Below are 3,305 nucleotides of genomic sequence, written 5' to 3'. Positions count from 1 at the left end.
TCATCAGCAGCAACCAAAGATTCCCAAACAAGATGACCTGTTGCAACAATTGTTACATCTGTTCCTTCCTGTAAAAGAATACCTTTTCCAATTTCGAAAGGCATATCTTCAGGAATAAATACAGGTACAGCAGGTCTGCCAAACCTTAAATATACAGGACCTTCGTGGTCAGCAATAGCGATTGTAGCAGCTTTTGTCTGGTTGTAGTCGCAAGGATTGATTACCGTCATTCAGCAACTTGAATTTTATTTTTTTCTGCTTTTGCTTTTTGAAGATAATAATTTGAAAGTAATATGGATTCGGTAATATGTTCTGAATTATAATATTTATAAAATTTTTTTTCTAGTTCTGAATAAGTATATTTTCTTAAAGAATCATTGGAATTATTTTGTCCATAAAACCATCCAAATAAAACAACTAAAAAAATACAATATTTAAATTTCATCATTTTCGTTTTATATAATTGCAAAATTATAGTTTTATTTATTAAAAAAATATAACTTCATTTATTTTAAGGAGTATTGATTTAAATTGCTGATATTGATTATTTTAAATATTTTTTTTACTAATGGATTCATGAATTTATAGGTTTACTTTCTGGTTGGATTAATATAATATGCTTTCTTTGTAACATGTTAATTTTTTAAAACTATATTAAAATGAAAAAGAAAAACCAAACTGAAAAAAAATTATCTTTAAAGAAATTAGAAATCTCTAAAATTAATGATCCTAAAAAAATATTTGGAGGTACAAAACAAATGCAATTAGGAGGAGACGAGTGTATAAATGAAGATGCAAGTAGAGTTCAACAAGGCGGAGTAGGAACTGGAGGTCACTAACTTTAAAGAATATTTTTCTTATGAAATATAGAATATTTATCATTACTCTCTTTCTTGTTGTTATTTTTAAAGCTCAAGTCACAAATTTTGCTCCATCAATTCCAATTACTGATGATTATTTTGGTATTAAAATAGTTGATGAATATAGAAATTTGGAAAATTTACAAGATCCTAATACTATGAATTGGATGAAGTCGCAAACAAATTACACGAATTCTATACTAAGTAAAATTCCAAACAGAAAGTATTATGTAGAAAAAAGATTAGAGCTTGACAAAAGACAAGGTTATTTAATATCTAATGTAAGAATTACGGGTAATGATAGATATTTCTATTTGAAAAAAAAAGCCAATGAAAAAGTAGCGCAAGTTTATTATCGGGAAGGGTTTGAAGGAAAAGAAGTATTACTGTATAATCCTAGTGATTTTATTTCATCATTTAAAAATAATACATTGAATGATGAACATACTTTTGTTGTTAATCTGCTAAGTCCAAGTTGGGACGGAAACAAGATTGTAATTTCAATGTCTGAAAAAGGAAAAGAATTGTCAGAAATAATAATTATGGATGTAAAGACAAAGTTTATTCATCCTGAAATCATTACTAATACAAATCCGTCAAATATTGGAGGAATAAATTGGCTTGAAGATAACTCTGGATTCTTTTATACTTATTATCCTGTAACAGATCTTTCATCTGATTTATTTAATAAGAATACTCAGTCAATTTTATATAAAATAGGTGATACTCCAAAGAAATTAAATGATGTATTTTCAAAAATAAATAATCCGAATTTAAAAATTTTGGAAGAAGTGTACCCTGCTGTAATGGCTTTCAATCCAGATGATAAGTATTATATTGGAATATTGGTTGATTCAGAAGGCTATAGACAGACATATATTCAAAAAAAAGAAGAATTGTTAAATGGTAAAAATAACTGGAAATCTTTATATGATAAAAGTAGTAAAGTTCATTTTATTCGTTTAGAAGGAGAAGATCTCTTTTTTTTGTCTGGTTATAATTCTCCAAACTATAAATTATGTAAAACTAATGTTAATAATCCAGATTTTAAAAAACCTGAAATATTAATACCTGAAAAAAAAGATGAGGTATTTAAAAGTTATGCTATTACAAAAGATGGTATTTATTACGTAACAGTAAAAAATGGAGTTGAAGCTAAATTATATTTTTACAATAATGATATAGAAAATTCTATAAAATTACCGTATGTATCTGGAAATATTAATTTGCAATCCAAAGGGGGGAAATCCCCTGATATATGGATAACCTGTTCTGGATGGGCTAATCAAGAACAACGATACAAATATAATTTACAAACAAAAACTTTCCATATAGAAAATCTAGCACCTATTATAGAATATCCTGAATTTAAAGACATTATTGTTGAAGAAGTTGTTGTTAAATCCTATGATGGGACTGAGGTACCATTGTCATTGATATATAACAAAAATCTTAAAAGAAATGGAACTAACCCTGTTCTCATTGAAGGGTATGGTGCTTATGGAGAATCTTATTATCCGTTTTTTGCAAGAAGTTATTTATTATGGGCAAATCAAGGAGGAGTATTTGCTATTGCTCATGTTAGAGGAGGCGGTGAAAAAGGAGAAAAATGGCATATAGATGGACAAAAAGATAAAAAACCAAATTCTTGGAAAGACTTAATTGCGTGCTCTGAGTATTTAATTAATCAAAAATATACTTCATCTAAAAAAATAGGAATTTGGGGTGCGAGTGCAGGAGGAATTTTAGTAGGTAGGGCGATGACTGAAAGGCCTGATTTATTTGGTGCCGTAATAGCAGAAGTAGGAGTTTTAAATGCTTTGAGAAATGAAAATGGAGGAGTAGGAAAAGTGTCTGCAAAGGAATTTGGATCTATTACTAATCCTAATGAATTTAAAGGTTTATTAGAAATGGATGCTTATCAACATATCCAAAAAGGAGAAAAATATCCTGCTGTTTTAGTTACAGCGGGAATAAATGATCCAAGAGTTACTCCTTGGCAACCTGCTAAATTTATTGCTAAGTTATTAGTAAATACTATTTCAAATAGTCCTGTATTACTAAAAGTAGATTATCAAGGCGGACATGGAGGTGATATTCCATTAGTACAAACATATTCTAATTTAAGTGATATTTTTGCTTTTGCTTTCTGGCAATTAGGTCATCCTGATTATCAGCCTAAAGATTAAAAAAGTCCTCAATTTTGAGGACTTTTTATGTATGTAAGTTTCAATTTTATTTAAGCTAAAATTCTTTTCACCGCTTCTTTCACCGCTTCTGCATCAATTTTATATTTCTTCATCAATTCAGCAGGTGTTGCAGATTCTCCAAAAGTGTCATTTACAGCTACAAATTCCTGTCTTGTAGGCCTTTTTCTAGCTAGCATTCCTGCAACAGATTCACCTAAACCACCTAAATAGTTGTGTTCTTCTGCAGTTACAATTT

General features: G+C 28.9%; 4 protein-coding genes and 1 pseudogene. 2 read left to right on the top strand and 3 right to left on the bottom strand.

Features of this window, described 5'->3' with window-relative positions; genetic code table 11:
- Positions 1-230 (bottom strand): annotated as a pseudogene (locus ACM39_RS18565) (transketolase family protein); the annotation flags it as partial.
- Positions 227-448: a hypothetical protein gene (locus ACM39_RS18560; protein ID WP_048512548.1), complete on the bottom strand. Its 222-nt coding sequence runs from the start codon at positions 446-448 to the stop codon at positions 227-229. The gene ACM39_RS18560 and the pseudogene ACM39_RS18565, both read right to left, overlap by 4 nt.
- 211 nt (positions 449-659) lie before the next feature.
- Between ACM39_RS18560 and ACM39_RS18555 the strand changes: the two genes are divergently transcribed.
- Positions 660-839 (top strand): hypothetical protein, encoded by a 180-nt coding sequence (locus tag ACM39_RS18555; protein ID WP_048512547.1) that lies wholly within the window; start codon positions 660-662, stop codon positions 837-839.
- A gap of 20 nt (positions 840-859) precedes the next feature.
- Entirely contained in the window at positions 860-3,049 is a 2,190-nt protein-coding gene (locus tag ACM39_RS18550) for a prolyl oligopeptidase family serine peptidase (RefSeq protein WP_048512546.1), read from the top strand.
- 50 nt (positions 3,050-3,099) lie between these two features.
- On the opposite strand, the gene ACM39_RS18545 is transcribed toward ACM39_RS18550, so the two are convergent.
- Positions 3,100-3,305, bottom strand: a 206-nt coding sequence (locus tag ACM39_RS18545; RefSeq protein ID WP_048512545.1) for a transketolase C-terminal domain-containing protein, incomplete at its 5' end; no start/stop codon positions are given.

Source organism: Chryseobacterium sp. FH2 (assembly GCF_001045455.1).
Classification (GTDB): Bacteria; Bacteroidota; Bacteroidia; order Flavobacteriales; family Weeksellaceae; genus Chryseobacterium.
Note: the sequence above shows the minus strand (reverse complement) of the source record. Positions and strands in the feature narration are given on the sequence as shown.

What these genes read in the sequence shown, in the direction of transcription:
- ACM39_RS18560 (WP_048512548.1), bottom strand. Translation starts at nt 448, where the DNA reads ATGATGAAATTTAAATATTGTATTTTTTTAGTTGTTTTATTTGGATGG.
- ACM39_RS18555 (WP_048512547.1), top strand. Translation starts at nt 660, where the DNA reads ATGAAAAAGAAAAACCAAACTGAAAAAAAATTATCTTTAAAGAAATTA.
- ACM39_RS18550 (WP_048512546.1), top strand. Translation starts at nt 860, where the DNA reads ATGAAATATAGAATATTTATCATTACTCTCTTTCTTGTTGTTATTTTT.